This window comes from Alcanivorax sp. 97CO-5 (genome assembly GCF_000524665.1).
GTDB classification, from domain to species: domain Bacteria; phylum Pseudomonadota; class Gammaproteobacteria; order Pseudomonadales; family Alcanivoracaceae; genus Alcanivorax; species Alcanivorax borkumensis.
The window spans coordinates 26,732-46,070 of sequence record NZ_KI965883.1 but is presented as its reverse complement, the minus strand read 5'-3'; the positions used below and the strand labels follow the sequence as shown (position 1 = coordinate 46,070).

Sequence of the window (19,339 nt, the reverse complement as noted above, 5' to 3'; positions counted from 1 at the left end):
TGCGCATGCGTAAGCATGGCTTTTCCCGTACAATCGCCGGCCAGTTAAACGGCCCAGAGCCCTCCACAAAAGAATGTCATGAAAGAACGCCTGATATCCCTTATTGAAAGCGCCTTGGACACCCTGATCACCGACGGTACTCTGCCCGCTGACGCCAAGCGCCCAGTGCAAATTGACCGCACCCGGGACAAGAGCCACGGTGACTTTGCCACCAATATCGCGCTGATGCTGGCCAAACCCGCCGGCATGAAGCCTCGTGATCTAGCAGAAAAGCTGATCGCCGCTCTGCCCAACGACAGCGCCGTGGCCAAAGTCGACATCGCCGGGCCCGGATTTATCAATTTCTTCCAGGCCGATGACTGGCTCACCGCCCTATTGGATTCCGCCCTGGCCGACGACTTTCTCGGCATTAGCCGGCCAGAGCAGCCCCAAACCGTGGTGGTGGACTACTCCTCACCCAATCTGGCCAAAGAAATGCACGTGGGCCACCTGCGCTCCACCATCATCGGCGACGCCGTGGTGCGTACCCTGGAATTTCTCGGTCACACCGTGATTCGCCAGAATCATGTGGGCGATTGGGGCACCCAGTTCGGCATGCTTCTCGCTTATCTGGAGGAGCAAAAAACCGAAGAAGGTGAGCGCGAGCTGAGCCGTGAACTGGCCAACCTGGAAACGTTCTACCGGGCCGCCAAACAACGCTTCGATGAATCCGACAGCTTCGCCGACCGGGCCCGTGCCCTGGTGGTAAAACTGCAATCCGGCGACGACTACTGCCTGACCCTTTGGGCCGAGTTTAATCAGGTATCGCTAAGCCACTGTCAGGCGATCTACGACCGCTTAGGCGTCAGCCTGACACCGGCAGACGTGCACGGTGAAAGCGCCTACAACGACGATCTGGCACAAGTGGTGGCAGATCTGGACAGCAAAGGGCTGCTCAGTGAAAGCCAGGGCGCTCAATGTGTGTTTATGGACGCCTTCAAAAACAAGGAAGGCGAACCGCTGCCGGTGATTGTGCGTAAAGCCGACGGCGGCTACCTGTATGCCACCAGCGACTTGGCAGCCCTGCGTTACCGCGCCAGCACCCTGCGGGCTGACCGCATGCTGTACTTTGTCGATCAGCGCCAGGCACTGCATTTCCAACAAATGTTCACCTTGGCAAAACTGGCCGGCTTTGTGCCCGAACAGACCGAGCTGGCCCACATGGGCTTTGGCACCATGAACGGTCCAGATGGCCGCCCATTCAAGACCCGCGACGGTGGCACGGTTAAACTGGTAGACCTACTCGACGAAGCAGAGCAACGGGCCTTTGCCCTAGTGCAAGAAAAGAACCCGCAGCTGGACGACGAAGAATTACGCAACATTGCCCGCTCTGTGGGCATCGGCGCGGTAAAATACGCCGACTTGTCGAAAAACCGCAGCAGCGACTACATCTTCAACTTCGAACAAATGCTCAGCTTTGAAGGTAACACCGCCCCCTACCTGCTTTACGCCTACACTCGTGTAGCCAGCGTATTCCGCAAGGCCGAGCTGGACATGGCTAACGTAAGCGGCGACTTCCTGTTAAACGAAGACGCAGAACACACTCTCGCCGCGCGCCTAGTGCAATTTGGTGAAGTACTGCAGAACGTAGCCGACAAGGGCCAACCGCACCTGCTCAGCGCCTACCTGTACGATGTGGCCGGCCTGTTTTCCAGTTTCTATGAGCATTGCCCCATCCTCAGCAGCGAAGATGAGCGCATTCGGCAAAGCCGCCTTAAGTTGGCCGCCCTCACCGCCCGCACTCTCAAACACGGCATGGAATTGCTGGGCCTGAGCCCACTGGAGCGCATGTAATGGCGAAGAACACCCGGCGCGGCGCCAGCCGCGGCCCTGCCCGCAAAAAGACACCCCAGCGCCAGGTACCCGGCTGGGTGTGGTTGTTTACAGGTCTCATGGTCGGGCTGTTTGTGGCCTTCCTGTTTCACCTGGGAAAAACCCAGATTGAACAGGGCAGCAGCACAGGGGTAACCAACAACGACAAACCCGCCAAAACCAAGGCCGAGCCAAAACCAGGGCCTAAGAATGAATCCGGTGACGACTCACCCAAATTCGACTTCTATGCGGTATTACCCAAAATGGAAGTGATCGTGCCACAGAACGAAACCGGCAGTGGCTCACATACCACCAGCAAACCGGATGCCACCAAGAAGCCGACAACAACCCGCAAGCCAGAAGCCGGCACTCGCAATAGCAACGAGAAATATTTGCTACAAGCGGGCAGCTTTCGCCGCAACGAAGATGCCGATCGCCGTCGAGCCGAACTAATTCTGAAAGGCTTCGAGGCCAACATTCAGTCAGTCAATCTGGACAGCGGCGACAGCTGGCACCGGGTCATGATTGGCCCCTACAACAACCTTAACGCCATGCACCGCGCCCAGGACCAACTGGCCAGCAACGGCATTGAGACTCTGCCAATCAAAATGAAAAAATAAAGCATCGGGTGCTTGATGCCCAACGCCTGATGCCGCCCCGCGTCGGCATTGGGCATCCGCCATCTCGCTTTCTCTCCTTGAAATCCCCCTGTTGCGCCCATACTTCCTTTGCTACGCGTAAAAAGGAGAATTCCCGTGGAGCAGTATCGCGGTACAACCATTGTTTCTGTTCGTCGAGGCAACAACGTCGTCATCGGTGGCGATGGCCAGGTTAGCCTGGGCAACACTGTCATGAAGGGCAACGCCCGCAAGGTTCGTCGGCTTTTTCATGGCAAAGTCATTGCCGGATTCGCCGGTGGCACCGCCGACGCCTTTACCCTGTTCGAACGTTTCGAAGCCCAGCTGGAAAAGCACCAGGGCCACTTAGTCCGCGCCGCCGTGGAGCTGGCCAAAGACTGGCGTACCGACCGAGCCCTACGCCGGCTGGAAGCCCTGCTGGCAGTCGCCGACAAGGAAAGTTCACTAATTATTACCGGCAACGGCGACGTGATTGAGCCGGAAAAAGATGGCTTGATCGCCATCGGCTCGGGTGGCCCCTTCGCCCAGTCCGCCGCGACTGCCCTGCTGGATAATACCGATCTGCCAGCCCGAGACATCGTCGCCAAGGCGCTCACTATTGCCGGCGATATCTGTATTTACACCAATCACAACCACACCTTCGAAGAGCTGGACGGTTAATCATGGCTTCCCTGACACCCAAAGACATTGTTTCCGAACTCAATCGCCACATCGTCGGTCAGGACGCGGCCAAGAGAGCCGTGGCTCTGGCGCTACGCACCCGTTGGCGTCGCATGCAACTGCCCGAAGAAATGCGTGCCGAAGTGGCGCCCAAAAACATTCTAATGATCGGCCCCACCGGGGTAGGTAAAACTGAAATCGCCCGCCGCTTGGCCAAACTGGCGGATGCCCCCTTCATCAAGGTAGAAGCCACCAAATTTACTGAGGTGGGCTACGTGGGCCGGGATGTGGAGTCCATTATCCGTGACCTGATGGAAGTAGCCATCAAGCTGTTGCGCGACAAGGAAATTGCCCGTGTCGGCAGCCAGGCCGATGACGCTGCGGAAGAGCGCATCCTCGACGCTCTGCTGCCTCCAGCTCGCACCGATGACAGCAGCGCCAACACCGACAACAGCACACGCCAGATCTTCCGCAAGAAGCTGCGCGAAGGCGAGCTGGACGACAAGGAAATCGACGTGGACGTGGCCAGCAACCCGGCCGGCATCGATATCATGGCGCCCCCAGGCATGGAAGAAATGACCAGCCAGCTGCAGCAGATGTTTTCCAAAATGGGCAACAACCAGCAGCGCAAGAGCCAGAAACTCAAAGTTCGCGAAGCCTATCGCCTGATTCGCGACGAAGAGGCCGCCCGCTTCGTCAACGAAGACGAACTAAAAGTGCAGGCCATCGACGCGGTGGAAAACAGCGGCATCGTCTTCATCGATGAAGTCGACAAGGTGGCCAAACGCGGCGAAGGTGGCGGTACCGACGTCTCTCGCGAAGGGGTACAGCGCGACCTGCTACCCTTGATCGAAGGCTCCACCGTATCCACAAAATACGGCATGGTGAAAACAGATCACATTCTGTTTATCGCCTCCGGCGCCTTCCATCTGTCTCGCCCCAGCGACCTGATCCCCGAGCTGCAAGGCCGCTTGCCCATCCGCGTAGAGCTAAGCCCGCTGAGCCCGGACGATTTCCAGCGCATCCTCACCGAGCCAAAATGCTCACTCACCGAACAGTACAAGGCGCTACTGGAAACCGAGGGGCTGAATCTGGAGATCACCGACGATTGCATCCGCCGCATTGCGGAAGTGGCTTGGCAGGTCAACGAACGCACCGAGAACATCGGCGCGCGTCGCCTGCACACGGTGCTGGAAAAGCTGCTGGAAGAAATCAGCTTTGACGCCGACTCTCTCGCCACCCAGTATCACGACAAGCCGCTGGTACTGGACGCAGAGGCTGTCGACCGTTACCTGGGAGAGCTGGCCGATGACGAAGATCTGAGCCGGTATATTCTGTAACCGCAGCAGGCACCACGCATCATGTCGCACCCTTTTTAGCGTGCCAGTGTGATGCGTGGTGCCTGCCGGCGTCTCACTTTGCTATTATCCGTGCCGGAGGGAAAACCATGACCGCCGGCCAACAACTACAACACTATCTCGACCGTTTTTTTGCCCTGCGCCAGCATGGCGACGATGCCCTATTTCTAACCCGACTGCGGCGCCTGCAGAATTGGCAGGCAGAGCGCCTCACGCGCACCCATGCCCACCTTCTCGATGACCCGGTAACCGCCGAGGGAGTCCGTTTCCTTTTAGAAGACGTCTACGGTGGCCGCGAACTACTGCCGGTGGCGCGGGAAGTCCACCGGGCCTTGCCCAAGGCGATGAAACTACTGCCCGACAAGGTCATGGCCACCTCCGCCGCAGCATTGGAAGCCGCCATTCTCACCCAGGAACTTGACGAGGCGGTCACCGACATCCTCGGCGACCAACTCGACCAGCCCATTGATGAAACCATCTACTTGGCTGGATTCCGCCAGCCGACCCACCATGACGACCGTCAGCGGCAGCTACAACTGGTAGCCGAACTGGGTCATCGGCTGGATCGCTATATCCGCTCGCGGATGCTCCACGCCACCTTCAGAATGGTCCGCAAACCGGCCCATGCGGCAGGCTTTGCGAACCTGTATGATTTCATGGATCGCAGTTTCCGAGTGATGAAACCCGTCCCCAGCGTGGGGCTGCTGCTTGAACAGCTGGCCGCCCGGGAAGAAGCCATTATGGGAAAGGTTTTCGCCTGTCACCCATCGCCTTTCGAGAATTGATATGTCCGACGATAACAAGGTCACACACTTCGGCTACCAACAAGTGCCATGGCAGGAAAAGCAACAGAAAGTGGCAGGCGTATTTCGCTCGGTGGCGGGCAAATACGATGTCATGAATGACCTGATCTCCATGGGTAGCCACCGCATTCTCAAGCGCATGACCATTGAGCTCGCGGGCATTCGTCCGGGCCACAAAGTGCTCGACCTTGCTGGCGGTACCGGCGATCTAGCGATCAAATTTTCCCGGCTGGTTGGCGAAACCGGCCAAGTGGTGCTGGCTGATATCAACGACGCGATGCTAGACGTGGGCCGCGACCGCCTGTTCGATGCTGGCTGCAGCCACAACACTCAAGTCACTCAGGTTAACGGCGAGTGCCTGCCGTTCGAAGACAACAGTTTCCACTGCATCACCATTGCCTTCGGCCTTCGCAACATCACCGATAAAGACGCCGCCCTGCGTTCCATGTTGCGGGTCCTGAAACCCGGCGGGCGCCTGCTGGTGCTGGAGTTTTCCACCCCCACCAATAAGCACCTAGCCAAAGCCTACGACGCCTATTCCTTTGCTGTCTGGCCCAAACTGGGCAAGCTCATCGTCAACGACCCCGACAGCTACCAGTACCTGGCCGAATCCATTCGCATGCACCCAGACCAAGATACCCTACAGGGCATGATGGACAACGCTGGCTTTGCCCGCACCGAATACTTCAACATGATTGGCGGCATCGTGGCCCTGCACAGAGGATTCAAATTTTGAGCCTGAAAGACCAGTCAAGCTCTCCCGGGCTGCTCTCTACCACCGCCCTGGCCACCGTGGAGCGAGCCATCAACACGGCCCTGCGATCTGACCCCGCCAGCGCAGAGCGGCTGGCCGTACACGCCGGCCGGCTTATTGCCATTGAGGCCACACTGCCCCCCGTGGCCATCTACGGGTTAATCGTGGAAGACGGCGTGGAGCTCTACCACCGCAGTGATGCCACCCCGGATGTGGCGGTGAAAGGCAGCCCCATGGATCTGGCCTCGCTACTGCTCAACTGGAAAACCCGCCCCGGCGTTATTGGCGGCCCCGTGAATATCAATGGCAACCGTGATTTCCTACAGGAGCTGCAGCAGATTGCCAACGATCTGCAGATCGATTGGGGCGCCATCCTGGAGCCGATTACCGGATCAGAATTGGCACAGCAATTGGATTACAGTGCTCGGCGCCTGTTCGGCTGGGCCAAACAAGCGGCCTCCCGTCTGACCGAGCAGCTAGGCGATTATGTCGGCAACGAATCCGGGCTTACCCCCCGTCGCCGTGACGTTTACGAATTCGGCCAAGACGTGGATGAACTGCGTATGGATGTGGACCGCCTGGACGCTCGCATTCAACGGTTAAGAAGCCGCTCGACTTCCTCATCACCCTCCTCGCCACAGGATTCCTGGAGCTCACCACACTAATGCCGCCGATTACCCGTATGCTGGTGGTGATCCATGTGATCTGCCGCTACCGGCTAATATCCTTGCTTCCCCCACACCCCACCAAGGGGTTATTGCTTATTCTCCAATATCTGGTGCCTGCTAGCTGGCTCGGCACCGGCCACCTAAGCGAAGGGGAGCGTCTACAGAAAGCCCTGGAGCAACTAGGCCCGATTTTCATCAAATTCGGCCAACTGCTGGCCACCCGGCAAGACATGCTGCCGCCGGAGTGGGTCGCCGCCCTTGCCCGTCTGCAAGATCAGGTTGCCCCATTCGACGGCGAGCAGGCCAGGGCCCTGGTGGAAGCCAGCCTGCACCAACCGCTGGATGAAGTATTCCGTGACTTTGATAGTACGCCTATAGCCGCAGCCTCGGTCGCGCAGGTACACGCCGCCACCCTGCACAACGGCCAGCAAGTGGTTGCCAAAGTGCTGCGCCCTACAATCCGCCCGGTGGTGGAAAGGGATCTGAAAGTCATGGCATTCGGTGCACGCTGGCTGGAACGCCTATGGCGTGATGCTCGCTATTTCCGCCCGGTCCGAGTGGTGCAGGACTACCGAGAGATCCTCCTTGGCGAGCTAGATCTGGCCGCCGAAGCGCGCAACAGCGAAACCATGCGCCGGCATTTTCTGTTCAGCCCACTGCTGCACATCCCGGCCATACATCTGGAACTGTCCAGCCCGACCGTAATCATCATGGATCGCATCCATGGTATTCCGGTGAATGATATCGAGCGCATTAAGGCCGCGGGTATCGACCCGAAAGTGCTGGCCGAACGGGGCGTGGAGATTTTCTTCGCCCAGGTATTCCGCTTCAATTTCTTCCACGCAGACATGCACCCGGGAAATATTTTCGTCAACCCGGAACATCCTGAATCGCCCCAGTACATGGCAATAGACGCTGCCATCGCTGGGCGCTTGTCCAAAGACGATTTGAACATCCTCGGGCGCATGGTGTTGGCGGTAATGCGCGAAGACTACAGCGCCCTAGTCGATGCGGTTATTCGCGCCGGCTGGAATACCGCCCCCATCGACCGCTCCCGGTTCGAACGGGCGGTAATCGACATCGTCGAGCCGGTTCGCTCTGCCCAGCTTGACCAGCTGGAATTCGCGCCCCTAGTAATGAAGCTGTTTGATATGGCGCGTACCTACCATATCGAAATGCCGGTGCAGTACATCCTTCTGATGAAAACCTTGGTGCATATCGAAGGGCTGGGGCGCAGCATCTACCCGCAGCTGGATATCTGGAGCACCGGGCGCCCACTGCTGGAAGCGTGGATGCTGGCCGAGTACGGCCCCAGCGCCACCCTGAAGAAACTACAAAACCGCCTACCGGAATGGTCCGCTCAACTTCCAGACATGCCCGACCTGCTGCGCGACGGGCTGGAAAGCCTGCGAAACCTGCCCTACCAGCAAGATCGCCAGGAAGCCCGTTTCGAGCAGCAGCTAGTGCGTCACCGTCAAAAGCTGTTTGCCGGCCTCGTCGCGCTGGGCTGTGCCGGCGCGGCCCTATGGCTGGCCAACCCCTACAGCTGGGCCTTGGGCGGTGCTGCGGCCATTCTGGGCAGCTGGAGCTGGCGCCGCTAGCAACAACACATCAGAAAAAAGAGCCTATGGCCCTTTTACGCACCCTGATAAACTCATCCCCCTGCCGGGTTGGGCAATAAGGAATACACTATGTCAGACATACTCAGTGAGCTGCATCAGGTTCTGGAGTCACGCAAGGGCGCCAATCCGGACAGCTCCTATGTGGCCAGCCTGTATGCCAAGGGCCTCAACAAAATCCTGGAAAAAGTCGGCGAAGAAGCGATAGAAACCATCCTTGCAGCCCGAGATGCGGAAGTCAGCGGCGAGCATCAGGCACTGATCAGCGAAACTGCCGATTTATGGTTCCACTCCCTGGTAATGTTGGCCAAACTGGGCGAACACCCAGACAAAGTCCTGGCAGAACTACAACGACGTTTTGGCCTGTCCGGCCATGATGAGAAAGCCGCACGCAGCGGTAAGCACTAACGTAGCTAACGCGGCCCTTAACTTTTTCGGAGAGAAATTCCATGTTTTCCGGTATCAGCATTTGGCAGCTATTGATTCTCCTGGCCATCGTGGTCCTGTTATTCGGCACGAAAAAACTACGCAACATCGGCGGTGATTTGGGCGGCGCGGTGAAAGGCTTCAAAAGCGCCATGAAAGATGGCGAAGACGAGCAGGACCATAAACGCTTGGCTGACGACGATCAGCCCCAGAATAAGCAAGACGCCGAGCAAAAAGCCGAACAGGAAAAGGACAAAGCCTGATAGCTGCCGCCCATTACCGGCGGCACAGCCTAGGCAAGATCCTGCCAAACCGAGGATACGATGTTCGATATCGGCTTTACCGAACTCACCCTGATTTTCATTATTGGCCTAGTGGTACTGGGGCCGGAGCGGCTCCCTACCGTCGCCCGAACCCTCGGTCACTGGATCGGCCGTGCCCGCTCCACGCTCAATCATCTAAAGAGCGAGCTGGAACGTGAAACCATCACCCAAGATATGCAAGAGCGTATGGAAAAACAGATGCGCCAGATGGGGCTGGATGAAGACAGCATCCGTGAGGCCAAAGACAGCCTACTGAGCCCGGAGCAGATCGCTCGCTCACGAACCCCTCGCGACAAGCCCCTATCGGCCGCGCTGAATAACGACGAAAGTCCCAGCGACAAAGATAGCGCCGATAAAAATAACCATGACCAGGATTCCCGCCGCCATGACTGATGCCAGCAATGACGCCGGCCAGCCGCTGATTGCCCATCTGTTGGAGCTGCGCAACCGCCTACTCAAGGCCATGGTGGTTATTTTTATCGTCTTCCTTTGCCTGTTCACGTTTTCCCGTGAACTCTATACCCTGGTGGCAAAACCACTAATGGACGCCATGCCATCCGGCACCAACATGATAGCCACTGGCGTGGCTTCGCCTTTTCTGGCCCCATTCAAGCTAACACTGTATTTAAGCGTGTTTGCTGCCATGCCGTTCTTATTGCATCAGGCTTGGGCTTTCGTGGCACCGGGCCTATACAAGCATGAAAAGAAATTGGCGATTCCCTTGTTAACCAGCAGCGTGCTGCTGTTCTACGGTGGCGCGGCCTTCGCCTATTTCGTGGTATTTCCGTTGATGTTCCAATTCTTCACGGCCATTGCTCCGGAAGGCGTGGCTGTGACCACCGACATCAGTAGCTATCTGGATTTTGTGCTGGCGTTATTTCTGGCGTTCGGGCTAGCCTTTGAACTACCCATCGCCATCGTACTGCTGGTGAGCACTGGCGCCACCACGGTGGAAAAGCTAAGCAAGGCTCGCGCCTATGTGGTGGTGGGCTGTTTCGTTATCGGCATGCTGCTGACACCACCGGATATCATCAGCCAGACACTGCTGGCGATCCCCATGTGGTTTCTTTTCGAGATGGGCCTGCTCGCAGCCCGAATGATAAAGAAACAAGCATCGGCCCCGCCAGAGTAAAGCCATCCAACACAGCGCGCGTGCTGGGTGCTGGGTGCTGGTGCAGACCGTATTTAGCCCCCGCCTAGCCAACGTCACAAAAAACTCGAGGGTGTAAATCGGTCCTCAGAATGTGAGACGATAATGATGCTGGCTGGCCTGCGAGCATCTCGACAACCCTCGCCATTCACTACGCGCAACACGCTTTTTTCAAACGCAAGACTAGAACCGATACCCTTTGTCGGGAGCGGGAAGAGGCACAAACAACTCCGGGGGAGATTCATCGTCTGATGGCGCCACCGGCTGTTCGACTTCCGCCACCTTAGCGGCACAATCATTATCCTGCATAAAATCCACCAACCGCTGCTGCACCGCCGGGTCACGAGAGCTTTCGGTATGGCCTCCACGCAGTTTTTGGAAGGTTTTGGGTTGCTGTGCGGCCGCATAAAGCCGCTCACCGTGAGCATAGGGAATCACGGGGTCGTCCACGCTATGCATCACCAACAAAGGCGTTGGCTTAATGCCGGCCACTCGTACTTCCGGGTCCAGTTCACGATCAGGCATTGCAGGGACCACCATCCAACGTAATGGCCACAGCAGCCAACTACGTTTCATTACATCGCTGGTAATATCCCGGTAACTGGCAAACGCGGCCTCCAGGATCACACAGTCCGCCGCACCAGCGTTGCCTTTTTCACCCAAAACGCTAGCGACCATGGAAGCGCCCAGGCTCTGCCCGAACACGACCAACGGCGCACCCTCCGTGCGTTTGGCATGGCGTAGCCAATCCAGGCCCAACTGCACATCATCGAGCGCTTCCGGCAAACGCGGCTTGCCTTCCGACAACCCATAACCTCGGTAATCCAGCAAAAATACGTTATAGCCCTGCGCCGGCAGCCACTGCACGTTGGCCAAGTGAGTGCTGATATTCTGGGCATTACCGTGCAGGAAATAGACCGTGCCACGGGCTGGGGCATCATTGGCCGCCGGCAACCACCAGCCATGAATACGCATACCGCGCGGGTGTATCAGCACAATATCCTCGTACTCCAGCCCTTGGTTTTCTGGGTTCTGCACCCACGCAGACATGGGGTAGAAAAACAGCTTGCTACACCCTACCAGCAGCAGGCTCAGCAGCAGCGCTGTGCTTAATCGTAATACCATCGCCATTGGAGTTTGAACTCATCATCATAACCGCCCCTGCGGTTCTCACGCGCAAGAGAAGCGCGCAAGCCATGCTGGCGGGTCATTGCCCACTGCACCGCAAACTGGGAGGTGTATCGATATTCATCGTTGGTGAAATAGTGCCCCACTCCGCCTAACTGCCACTGCCAGTCGCCACGGTGATAAACAATACCCGTGTCTAGACCGGCCCCCGGGGTCAGGAAGGTGCCGAACTCGCTATTATTCTCCATTCGCACGCTGGTTAACAGATACGGCTGCCAGTTCCTCCACAGCCAGCTTCCGCCAGCACCTCCTTGCATATAGCGCACCAACCGGCGACGCCCCGCCCAAGTCCGCTCCAAACCTCCCTCTACATACCAGCTTAATGGCTTCATGAAGCGATTTCGTGGCGCTAGGGACCGAATACTGACCACATCCAGCTCTTCCAATTTGACCTGGCCAGACTCAGTGCTGCGCAGAGTCATATCCAACCCTTCGATCTGTGCGCCACGCAGGAAGCCGTATTGGTTGTCGAGCAAATCATGGTAGGTCAACCGGTAGGTCAGCTCACCAAAATCCAGCTCACCTTCACGTTGGCCACCGCTAACGCCCAACATCTGGGTGCCATGCCCCTTTTCCGGTGGCTCGGGGTGCTCGGTTTCGGGTACCGGCACTGCCGGCAGACTATTGATTAGAGTCAGCAGCGTAAACGAGCGTTTCGCCACCGCTGGCGTTCGCTGTTCCTTGCGGTGGGTAAGCCTGATGTAGCGATAAGCCACCGCCGCCATAATCGCCCGGCTTTCTTCGGGTTCAGCCGTAAAGGCAGGCGATTCAGCCAGGCCAGGATCATCCGCCAGCGCCCTCGCCAGTTTTTGCTGAGAGCCATTCAGTTGCTTGCGCAGATTATCCAGCTCCACGGATTTGGATGGCCGGTAATGGCGGCTGTTAATAATGTCGCGTTCATCCAGCGCCCGCACCGTATTGACGGGCACTTCGGCGAACCGTAACTCGCTCAACAACCCGGAACCTGGCCGCGCTACCTCAACCAGCTCAAGCAATCGGAACGAACAGTTTTCATCGAAAAAATAATAATCAAAATTAATGTCTTTCAGTTCCCAGAGATGATCAATCAGCCAGTCGATTTCTGACTGATCCAGATCCAGGGTGTATTCCCACATATCCCGGTTTTCCATGTGCGAGTATTCCTGAATCTTCTGCACATAGGGCACCAACGCGAAGCGACCGGGATAACCGCCCGCCAAACCGCGATACATATAGAAAAAAGAGTTGTCTGCTTCCGTAGAAACCGCACCAAAGTTCACCGCCCAGGACAGCCACACCGCACTGTCTTCACCCTGATCCAGGCGCAGCAAGGTATGCCCAAACATGGATGAAGGGCTGTTCAAATAGGCTGCGGGAAAAACCAGCACCGCGCGATTGGCATGAATCGCACCACGCCATTCGTTGTAATCATCGCAGTGTGAAAACGGCGACTCATTCTGCCAACCCAGTTTTTCGGATAAGAAACGATAACGCGCAGGGAAACGGCATCGCGCAGGCGCCCCGGCTGGGCGAAGAGCCTGCTCAGTCGCTTCCAGCTCCGCTAGCGGATCTCTCTTCCCTGAGTCAGCCAAAAAAAAGCGGTCGTCATCCACGTAACTCTGGTGCTTGTCACGCAGGGTAGCACCAGGATTGATATGCAATAACGCCTGCCAGCGGGGCATGTCTGCCAGCGTAGAAAAGGAAGAAGTTGCAGCAAACGCCGGCACAAACCAGCACAGCAGCACACAGAAAAGGCCAGTGCGCATCCGGATTCATCCGTCTCAATTACAAGCCGACAAAAGTGTCAGAAAAGAAGGGCCAAAAAACAAAACCCCGCCAAAAGCGGGGTGCTGTCTCGGTCTTTTTGGCCGATTATGCCAAGTACTTGGACAGCGCTTGGTCTTGCTGCATCACCTCGGTAATGCTGGCCATGACTTCAGCAGCAGTCACGTCCTGGTTCGGGAAAATTGCCGCGAAGTTGTCATGCATCAACGCATTAAAACGTGCACGATCTTCAGTCTGAATACCCATGGAAACAGACAGTGCAGTCAGGGCTTCACCGTCACCGGTAGCCATGTCCTGCGCCACTTCTTCCATTACGCCGGTCATACCCAGCAGGCTTTGGCCGCTGTAGGTCAGAGCACCACTGGTATCACAACCGTTAGTGCCTGTGGTCATGCCGAAGGTGGCGTTAAAAGTAGTGCCATTCACAAAACTGGCGAGCAGATGCATAGGCATGCCGGATTTGCCTTCAAACAGCATGTTGCCCCAACCACAGCCCGGACCACCCGGTGCAACAGCCATAGCAGATGTTGAAGCGCCCAGCAGCGCAGCAGCGATAAGTGTTTTTTTCATTCTGAATTCCTCCAAGTTTTTATGTGTCTTCCTTGGGGATGCGGCGATCATGCTGACCGGCCACAACGACCGTCGACACTATGCCGACAACGCGTTCCCCGTTACCATTTTGAGGCAACTCAATTCATCATAAACAAGGGAGACCGCTTTGCAACAAGCGGATCCATAATAAATCACATCTCAAGCATAAAGGTAACAGGGCCATCATTAACCAAAGAAACCTGCATCTCAGCGGCAAAAACCCCTGTGGCCACAGGCAGACCATGAGCCTTCAATTGTGCTACACAGTGCTCGTATAATGGCCTTGCCAAAACGGGATCTGCCGCACTACTAAAACTCGGCCTACGCCCCTTTCGAGTATCCGCAACGAGAGTAAACTGAGAAATAGCCAGTAACGCCCCACCCGCATCGCGCACATCCCAATTCATTTTCCCTCGCTCGTCCGCAAAAACTCTATAGCCAATGATGCGTTCAACCATCCTGTCCACTAAAGCGGTGTCATCGTGCTTTTCTATACCAATGAACAATAACAAACCATTATCAATCGCCCCCACGGTTCTACCGCTCACATCCACATGGGCTTCACTAACTCGCTGCATTAATACTTTCACTGCTTCGCCCTCCGATCCAGTCGGGTTACCGCGTTAACCAGAGCCTGCGCCACCCCCGGATCCATGGAAGAGTGTCCACCCCTGTCAACCCAATTAAGCTCGCTATTGGGCAACACTTGATGCAATGCTAGTGCTTGCTCCGGCGGACAGACGAAATCCCTGCGCCCATGCACAATTTCCACCGGCACCTGGCTCCCTGCACAGACCTCTAACAAGGGGCGCTCAATAAAACCGCCGGCAAGAAAATAATGGGTTTCTTGCCTCGCCATGCACAGCTCGCCATCACTACCCGCCCCAGGCGGCTGGGTGGGCATCAGGGCTAGTGTCGATTCCCAGTTACACCATGCCCGCGCATAGCGATGCGCATCATCCCCCTGTAGTCCCTGATAATAACGTTCAAGCAAATGGCCACTGCCGGGAGGCGCTTGCTGCTCCAGCGCTTGCCAGGCTTCCGGGAACAAACGCGCAGCACCTTTGCTAGTGTAGAGCCAGTCTAAGTCCCGCTCTCGACAAAGAAAAATACCCCGCAGCACCATTGCCGTAATGTACTGCGGGAACGCCGCCAAATACGCCAGTGCCAGTGTTGCTCCCCAGGAGCCACCAAACACCATCCAACGCTCAATATGTAACGCTTGGCGAATCTTTTCGAGATCCAATAGCAAATGGCTCAAGGTATTATTATCGATAGAACCCAGCGGCCGGCTTTGACCGGAACCACGCTGATCAAACAGAATAATGCGAAATTTTTGCGGATCAAAAAAACGCCGCAACGCTGGGGAGCAACCGCCACCAGGCCCACCATGCAGCACGACTACCGGGCTGCCCTGTGGATTGCCGCTTTCCTCCACATACAGTTGATGCCCCTCGCCTACGGGAAGATAAAACTGCCGGTTAGCATCCAAATAAGGGAATAACGCCATGATGGAAGTTCTGAGAAAAAGAAGGGGTTTAGCATACCTGTTGCTAGTACTGCTGCAAGGTCTGCTGGCCGCCTGTGACAACGCTCTACCAGAGCAGGCCATCAGCAAAGCACTGGCAGAGATAAAAAAGGGCATTGAAGAAGGCGACACCAGCACAATAATGGGCCTAGTGGCCGATAACATTACCGTGGAGCGACGCGGGCGAACGCTGAGCCGCAAGGAAATTCAACGCACCCCACCCTAGTCGATTTTTTTCCGCTACCCAAACCGCAACATCTCATTCACACGCATCAATATTGCACTGGACCTGGTGACACAGGAGCAAGCACGCGTACAATTTACCGTGCTGCCCTGGGGTGGAAAAAATGTGTTTCCTGAGGATGCCGAGAGCTACCAAATGGACAGTCACTGGCAGCTGAACGGCGGCTGGAAAATAAAAAACCTGAAGACCGGCACATAATATGTGTCCGTTTTTTAGTCCTCATCATTCCCCTGAAGCTGGCTTTCCATGTCCAGCTCTTTAATCTTACGCGTCAGCGTATTTCGACCCCAACCCAACAGCGCCGCTGCGTCGCGTTTACGACCACCGGTATGCTGTAAAGCCACTTCGATCATGGTGCGCTCAAAACCGGGCACGGCCTGTTCAAGAATATTTCGCTCACCCTGAGACAACGCACGGTCGGCCCAGTTGCGCAAAGACTTGAGCCAGTCACCACTAATATCGGCGCCTTTCGCTGGGCCAGTCTCTTTCAACTCTGGCGGAAGATCATCCACGAGTACTTCTCGACCAGAAGCCATCACGGTTAACCAACGGCAGGTATTTTCCAGCTGCCGCACGTTGCCCGGCCAAGCCTGAGCAGCAAGATATTTTTCCGTGTCCTTATGAAGAATTTTCGGCTCTACCCCCAATTCACTTCCCGCTCGCTGAAGGAAATAATTGGCTAATCGCGGGATGTCCTCGCGGCGCTCGGCCATGCGGGGAATATGAATGCGGATAACGTTTAAGCGATGAAATAGATCCTCACGGAAGTCGCCATCCTTCACCAGTTTTTCCAGATCTTGGTGGGTGGCTGCGATTATGCGTACATCCACGTGGATCGGCGTGGTTCCGCCGACGCGGTAGAATTCACTTTCCTGCAGTACCCGCAACAAACGTGTTTGAGCCTCCAGTGGCATATCCCCGATTTCGTCGAGAAACAGGGTGCCTCCGTTAGCCTGTTCAAAACGGCCCACCCGCTGATTGTTAGCGCCAGTAAAAGCGCCTTTCTCATGGCCAAACAACTCTGATTCGATCAGGTCCTTGGGAATAGCCGCCATATTCAAGGCGACGAAATTCTTTTCCCGTCGTAAGGAATGACGATGCAAGGCGCGGGCAACCAGCTCTTTACCGGTACCGGACTGTCCATTAATCAGCACCGTCACGTTGGAATGGCTGAGCCTACCGATGGCACGAAAGACTTCCTGCATGGCCGGCGCTTCACCAATAATTTCGGTGGGCGCTTCTTCTATCGGTTCAGGAAAATCGCCACGGGATTCTTCCCGGTGCTTGATCGCTCTACGTACCAACGCCACCGCTTCATCCACATCAAACGGCTTGGGCAAGTATTCAAACGCGCCACCCTGGTAGGAAGCCACAGCGGAATCCAGATCGGAGTGAGCGGTCATGATGATTACCGGCAAGTCTGGGTTTTTACGCTGCAGGATTTTCAGCATCCGCAAACCGTCGGTGCCCGGCATGCGCACATCACTGATAAGCACTTCTGGCTCCTGCCCTCCCTGCTCCAGGGTGTTGAGCGCCTCATCCGCATCCTCAAAGCAGGTCACCGCATAGCCTTCCTGGCCCAGCGCCTTTTCCAACACCCAGCGAATCGAGCGGTCATCATCCACAACCCAAATACTGACACTCATGACCTGCTACTCCTGTAATTTCTATCACCTCCGCACTAGCGGCCGGCGTGTATGACAACAATCTGATCACAGCCGCGCAATTACGCTGTGTTGGTTTCATCCAGCTGCTCCATGGGCAGCAAAATGCTGAATACAGTTTGGCCAGGCTGGCTTTCGCATTCGATCAGCCCTTGGTGCTGACTAATAATGGATTGCGCAATGGACAAGCCCAGCCCCGTGCCATTAGCACGGCCACTAACCATGGGATAGAACATCGTCTCCTGTACCTCTTCGGTGATCCCCGGGCCGTTATCGATAATATCCATGCGTAGCACCAGTCGATGACGCTGTGCACCGATGGTGAACTGCCGCAACACACGGGTACGCATAGTGATACGAGGCTCAGGAGTCTGTGACTCCAGCAACGCCTGGGAGGCATTGCGAATAAGGTTGAGCAACACTTGAATTAGCTGATCTCGATCGGCAATCACATCCGGCAAACTAATATCGTAATCTCGCCAGATAGCTATCCCTTTGGGGTATTCCGCCAGCAGCAACTGACGCACATGCTCGAGGCACTCGTGCACATTCACTGCCCGGAACTCGGGGGGTTTACGCGGGCCAAGCATGCGATCCGCTACCGAACGCAACCGATCGGCTTCATCGATAATAACTCTGGTGTATTCAGTCAGGTCCGGACTCGGCAGTGCCCGCTCCAACAACTGGGCGGCACCACGAATCCCTCCCAGCGGATTTTTGATTTCGTGGGCCACGCCACGCACCAGAGCCCGGGTGGCTTGGTGGGCATGAATCAACGCTTCTTCACGACCAATGCGTAACAGGCGATCCAGCGACTGCATCTCCATCAACAAACACAGCGGTTGTCCCGGGTCGTTGATGGGGCTGACCGAGTAATCCACCACAATTTCGTGGCCCGGTGCCACCGACAACCGTGCTTCACGCTGGGTAAACGGGTGCTCTTCATCAATGCACTGCTGAATAGCCAGGCGCGCTTCTTCATCGTCGAAAAAATAATCAGGCAAAGGCTGATCCAGCGCACGGCTCGCGCTGGTGGCCAGCAGCATTTCCGCCGCGGGGTTCAGGTAGCGCACACACAGGGCTTCGTCCAGCATGATCACCGCAGTACGCAGGTGATCCAGTAGTCGTTTGTGCAACGTAATGTCACTCATCAAAAATTGGCCCATAACAGGGCATAAGCAATTATCAGGCCATCTGCTCAGTCGCCATAAAAAACGTCAGCCAGCAGCCTATGGCGCAAGCGCAAGCGCTTGTCGTTGATGAGTTTAAAGGGATGACAGGCCGTATTGCACCATGTGGGTGCATATTTAGTTACTGAGAATGCTCCGATTCGGTTTAGCGGGCCGAGCAGCACTGCCCCGATCTGCTCCACTGCCCACATTGGCAGCGCCCCCAGTTGAGGCACTACCCCCCACATTCGCCGCGCCGCCACGATCGGCTGCACCACCCGCTTGCGCAGCACCACCGTTACTGCCGCCACCTGCAGAGTTACGGAAATCGCCGACCGTGCTGCGGTGTATGTAAAGCTTCACCGGCTCGGAAGTAATCCGGGGCTCTCCATCTTCCCCGACCACCTTAACGATAAGGGTGTGCTCACCGCGATCCGGAGCATCGAGCTGCATGGCCGGCTGCTCGATACCGTTGTCGATCAGCACCAATCTATCTCCCGTCTTTAGACCGGGCTGTAAACTCACAGACACATATACCGCATCTGCAGGGTTACGCAGAGTAGAACCACTTTCCGGCGCGGTAATGGCCAGCGAGCTATAACCCTCCCCGGCCTGGCCTCCTGTTTTAGCCTCTTCAGGCTGAGCAGCGGCTTGCGGCATTTCCACCGTCTTAATCGGCACCGTATTAGTGGTTTTCAGCTTCACTTCTTCTGAGTGGCGGTTCTGCGCCGGCTGGTCGGAGAACACCACATTACCTTTTTCGTCGGTGGTTCGATAAATCTTCGACGCAGGCGCATCAGGCTCCTTCCCCTCGCTGACACTCCCTGCGTTTTCCGCCATGGAGGCCAAGCTCACCCCAGACACCAAGGCCAGCACAACAAACGAAATTAGCGACTTTTTCATTATTATCTCCATATCTGCCCTTGATTCTGGCCTGACTC

Annotated in this window: 21 protein-coding genes; 13 read left to right on the top strand and 8 right to left on the bottom strand. The window is 56.4% G+C overall.

All coding sequences use genetic code 11. The features are described from left to right. Positions 1 to 78: 78 nt before the first annotated feature. The 12 genes from argS to tatC all read left to right on the top strand — a co-directional run bounded on the left by argS (position 79) and on the right by tatC (position 10,232). The gene (gene argS / locus Y017_RS05535) at positions 79 to 1,833 is read left to right on the top strand and encodes an arginine--tRNA ligase (protein WP_035459493.1); all 1,755 of its coding nucleotides are present in this window, start codon (positions 79 to 81) and stop codon (positions 1,831 to 1,833) included. After that, positions 1,833 to 2,471, top strand: coding sequence for an SPOR domain-containing protein (locus Y017_RS05530; RefSeq protein WP_035459491.1), 639 nt, complete (start codon positions 1,833 to 1,835; stop codon positions 2,469 to 2,471). Before argS ends, Y017_RS05530 begins: the two co-directional genes overlap by 1 nt. Before the next feature lie 135 nt (positions 2,472 to 2,606). Continuing rightward, a complete protein-coding gene (gene hslV / locus Y017_RS05525; protein WP_007150844.1) occupies positions 2,607 to 3,149 on the top strand; it encodes an ATP-dependent protease subunit HslV in 543 nt (180 codons plus the stop codon). A 2-nt stretch (positions 3,150 to 3,151) separates the two neighbouring features. Beyond that, positions 3,152 to 4,489: an ATP-dependent protease ATPase subunit HslU gene (gene hslU / locus Y017_RS05520; protein ID WP_035459488.1), complete on the top strand. Its 1,338-nt coding sequence runs from the start codon at positions 3,152 to 3,154 to the stop codon at positions 4,487 to 4,489. 107 nt (positions 4,490 to 4,596) lie between these two features. Continuing rightward, entirely contained in the window at positions 4,597 to 5,292 is a 696-nt protein-coding gene (locus Y017_RS05515; protein ID WP_035459486.1) for a hypothetical protein, read from the top strand. A 1-nt stretch (position 5,293) separates the two neighbouring features. Continuing rightward, entirely contained in the window at positions 5,294 to 6,046 is a 753-nt protein-coding gene (gene ubiE, locus Y017_RS05510) for a bifunctional demethylmenaquinone methyltransferase/2-methoxy-6-polyprenyl-1,4-benzoquinol methylase UbiE (protein ID WP_035459484.1), read from the top strand. Next, positions 6,043 to 6,729 carry an SCP2 domain-containing protein gene (locus Y017_RS05505; RefSeq protein WP_035459481.1) on the top strand — a complete coding sequence of 229 codons (687 nt, stop codon included), beginning with the start codon at positions 6,043 to 6,045 and terminating at the stop codon, positions 6,727 to 6,729. Before ubiE ends, Y017_RS05505 begins: the two co-directional genes overlap by 4 nt. Then, on the top strand, positions 6,729 to 8,333 hold the full coding sequence (locus tag Y017_RS05500; RefSeq protein WP_035459479.1) for an AarF/UbiB family protein: 1,605 nt from the start codon (positions 6,729 to 6,731) through the stop codon (positions 8,331 to 8,333). Before Y017_RS05505 ends, Y017_RS05500 begins: the two co-directional genes overlap by 1 nt. A gap of 90 nt (positions 8,334 to 8,423) precedes the next feature. Further along, positions 8,424 to 8,759: a phosphoribosyl-ATP diphosphatase gene (locus tag Y017_RS05495; RefSeq protein WP_011589524.1), complete on the top strand. Its 336-nt coding sequence runs from the start codon at positions 8,424 to 8,426 to the stop codon at positions 8,757 to 8,759. 41 nt (positions 8,760 to 8,800) lie between these two features. Next, positions 8,801 to 9,040, top strand: coding sequence for a Sec-independent protein translocase subunit TatA (gene tatA / locus Y017_RS05490; protein WP_011589525.1), 240 nt, complete (start codon positions 8,801 to 8,803; stop codon positions 9,038 to 9,040). A gap of 60 nt (positions 9,041 to 9,100) precedes the next feature. Beyond that, positions 9,101 to 9,493 (top strand): Sec-independent protein translocase protein TatB, encoded by a 393-nt coding sequence (gene tatB / locus Y017_RS05485; protein WP_011589526.1) that lies wholly within the window; start codon positions 9,101 to 9,103, stop codon positions 9,491 to 9,493. After that, on the top strand, positions 9,486 to 10,232 hold the full coding sequence (gene tatC, locus Y017_RS05480; RefSeq protein ID WP_011589527.1) for a twin-arginine translocase subunit TatC: 747 nt from the start codon (positions 9,486 to 9,488) through the stop codon (positions 10,230 to 10,232). Before tatB ends, tatC begins: the two co-directional genes overlap by 8 nt. A gap of 201 nt (positions 10,233 to 10,433) precedes the next feature. Here tatC and Y017_RS05475 read toward each other — a convergent pair whose 3' ends face one another. The 5 genes from Y017_RS05475 to pip form a co-directional block, all read right to left on the bottom strand. Next, the gene (locus tag Y017_RS05475) at positions 10,434 to 11,381 is read right to left on the bottom strand and encodes an alpha/beta hydrolase (RefSeq protein WP_035459477.1); all 948 of its coding nucleotides are present in this window, start codon (positions 11,379 to 11,381) and stop codon (positions 10,434 to 10,436) included. Then, positions 11,360 to 13,183: a DUF4105 domain-containing protein gene (locus Y017_RS05470; protein WP_035459475.1), complete on the bottom strand. Its 1,824-nt coding sequence runs from the start codon at positions 13,181 to 13,183 to the stop codon at positions 11,360 to 11,362. Before Y017_RS05470 ends, Y017_RS05475 begins: the two co-directional genes overlap by 22 nt. Positions 13,184 to 13,289: 106 nt before the next feature. Further along, on the bottom strand, positions 13,290 to 13,772 hold the full coding sequence (locus Y017_RS05465) for a DUF3015 domain-containing protein (RefSeq protein ID WP_035459473.1): 483 nt from the start codon (positions 13,770 to 13,772) through the stop codon (positions 13,290 to 13,292). Between the two features lie 173 nt (positions 13,773 to 13,945). Further along, positions 13,946 to 14,383, bottom strand: coding sequence for a D-aminoacyl-tRNA deacylase (dtd, locus tag Y017_RS05460; protein ID WP_011589531.1), 438 nt, complete (start codon positions 14,381 to 14,383; stop codon positions 13,946 to 13,948). Further along, entirely contained in the window at positions 14,380 to 15,303 is a 924-nt protein-coding gene (gene pip, locus Y017_RS05455; RefSeq protein WP_051428708.1) for a prolyl aminopeptidase, read from the bottom strand. The genes dtd and pip overlap by 4 nt, the downstream gene beginning before the upstream one ends. On the opposite strand from pip, the gene Y017_RS14875 reads away from it, so the two are divergent. Then, positions 15,302 to 15,547 (top strand): hypothetical protein, encoded by a 246-nt coding sequence (locus Y017_RS14875; protein WP_051428707.1) that lies wholly within the window; start codon positions 15,302 to 15,304, stop codon positions 15,545 to 15,547. The two genes, pip and Y017_RS14875, sit on opposite strands and share 2 nt — an antisense overlap. Positions 15,548 to 15,777: 230 nt before the next feature. Here Y017_RS14875 and glnG read toward each other — a convergent pair whose 3' ends face one another. The 3 genes from glnG to Y017_RS05435 form a co-directional block, all read right to left on the bottom strand. Next, positions 15,778 to 17,211, bottom strand: coding sequence for a nitrogen regulation protein NR(I) (gene glnG, locus Y017_RS05445; RefSeq protein ID WP_011589534.1), 1,434 nt, complete (start codon positions 17,209 to 17,211; stop codon positions 15,778 to 15,780). 80 nt (positions 17,212 to 17,291) lie between these two features. Next, positions 17,292 to 18,395 (bottom strand): nitrogen regulation protein NR(II), encoded by a 1,104-nt coding sequence (glnL, locus tag Y017_RS05440; RefSeq protein ID WP_011589535.1) that lies wholly within the window; start codon positions 18,393 to 18,395, stop codon positions 17,292 to 17,294. A 141-nt stretch (positions 18,396 to 18,536) separates the two neighbouring features. Then, complete coding sequence (locus tag Y017_RS05435; protein ID WP_231483409.1) at positions 18,537 to 19,301, bottom strand: DUF4124 domain-containing protein; 765 nt, start codon at positions 19,299 to 19,301, stop codon at positions 18,537 to 18,539. Positions 19,302 to 19,339: the final 38 nt, after the last annotated feature.

What these genes read in the sequence shown, in the direction of transcription:
- tatA (WP_011589525.1), top strand. Translation starts at nt 8,801, where the DNA reads ATGTTTTCCGGTATCAGCATTTGGCAGCTATTGATTCTCCTGGCCATC.
- ubiE (WP_035459484.1), top strand. Translation starts at nt 5,294, where the DNA reads ATGTCCGACGATAACAAGGTCACACACTTCGGCTACCAACAAGTGCCA.
- glnL (WP_011589535.1), bottom strand. Translation starts at nt 18,395, where the DNA reads ATGGGCCAATTTTTGATGAGTGACATTACGTTGCACAAACGACTACTG.
- argS (WP_035459493.1), top strand. Translation starts at nt 79, where the DNA reads ATGAAAGAACGCCTGATATCCCTTATTGAAAGCGCCTTGGACACCCTG.
- Y017_RS05515 (WP_035459486.1), top strand. Translation starts at nt 4,597, where the DNA reads ATGACCGCCGGCCAACAACTACAACACTATCTCGACCGTTTTTTTGCC.
- Y017_RS05470 (WP_035459475.1), bottom strand. Translation starts at nt 13,183, where the DNA reads ATGCGCACTGGCCTTTTCTGTGTGCTGCTGTGCTGGTTTGTGCCGGCG.
- hslU (WP_035459488.1), top strand. Translation starts at nt 3,152, where the DNA reads ATGGCTTCCCTGACACCCAAAGACATTGTTTCCGAACTCAATCGCCAC.
- tatC (WP_011589527.1), top strand. Translation starts at nt 9,486, where the DNA reads ATGACTGATGCCAGCAATGACGCCGGCCAGCCGCTGATTGCCCATCTG.
- Y017_RS05465 (WP_035459473.1), bottom strand. Translation starts at nt 13,772, where the DNA reads ATGAAAAAAACACTTATCGCTGCTGCGCTGCTGGGCGCTTCAACATCT.
- glnG (WP_011589534.1), bottom strand. Translation starts at nt 17,211, where the DNA reads ATGAGTGTCAGTATTTGGGTTGTGGATGATGACCGCTCGATTCGCTGG.
- pip (WP_051428708.1), bottom strand. Translation starts at nt 15,303, where the DNA reads ATGGCGTTATTCCCTTATTTGGATGCTAACCGGCAGTTTTATCTTCCC.
- Y017_RS05435 (WP_231483409.1), bottom strand. Translation starts at nt 19,301, where the DNA reads ATGAAAAAGTCGCTAATTTCGTTTGTTGTGCTGGCCTTGGTGTCTGGG.
- tatB (WP_011589526.1), top strand. Translation starts at nt 9,101, where the DNA reads ATGTTCGATATCGGCTTTACCGAACTCACCCTGATTTTCATTATTGGC.
- Y017_RS14875 (WP_051428707.1), top strand. Translation starts at nt 15,302, where the DNA reads ATGATGGAAGTTCTGAGAAAAAGAAGGGGTTTAGCATACCTGTTGCTA.
- Y017_RS05475 (WP_035459477.1), bottom strand. Translation starts at nt 11,381, where the DNA reads ATGGCGATGGTATTACGATTAAGCACAGCGCTGCTGCTGAGCCTGCTG.
- Y017_RS05500 (WP_035459479.1), top strand. Translation starts at nt 6,729, where the DNA reads ATGCCGCCGATTACCCGTATGCTGGTGGTGATCCATGTGATCTGCCGC.
- Y017_RS05530 (WP_035459491.1), top strand. Translation starts at nt 1,833, where the DNA reads ATGGCGAAGAACACCCGGCGCGGCGCCAGCCGCGGCCCTGCCCGCAAA.
- Y017_RS05495 (WP_011589524.1), top strand. Translation starts at nt 8,424, where the DNA reads ATGTCAGACATACTCAGTGAGCTGCATCAGGTTCTGGAGTCACGCAAG.